Source organism: Adlercreutzia sp. DFI.6.23, from assembly GCF_024462535.1.
Lineage (GTDB): Bacteria > Actinomycetota > Coriobacteriia > Coriobacteriales > Eggerthellaceae > Adlercreutzia > Adlercreutzia rubneri.
On record NZ_JANGBP010000525.1, the window covers coordinates 1 to 301 of the forward strand.

A 301-nucleotide genomic window follows, 5' to 3' on the forward strand; every position below is an offset into this window, starting at 1 on the left:
GTTGTTTTTGTCAAAATAAATGCAATTACTGTTCCCAATAAAAATTCATATATAATCGTCACTGCACTTATAAGATATCTTCCTGCAATTCTATCACCTTCCTTTGCAGGTAGCATTAAATCAAAACCACAATCTGCTCTTTGTTCATATGTAAATAGTGACGTTGGTACTATTGTAGAAATAAGGAGCATATATGAATAAGCAGAAAGAATGTTCTCAGTTGAATATGCCATAACATATCCTAATGGTGCAAACAGAACTATGGATGCCAAGTATTATAATTTCATTTTTCTAAAATCAT

At 30.9% G+C, this 301-nt stretch carries 1 protein-coding gene; it reads right to left on the reverse strand.

What is annotated here, in order from left to right; translation table 11 throughout:
- On the reverse strand, positions 1-233 hold a 233-nt coding region (locus NE591_RS14415), incomplete at its 3' end, for an ABC-2 transporter permease (protein WP_256157002.1).
- Between the last annotated feature and the right edge of the window lie 68 nt (positions 234-301).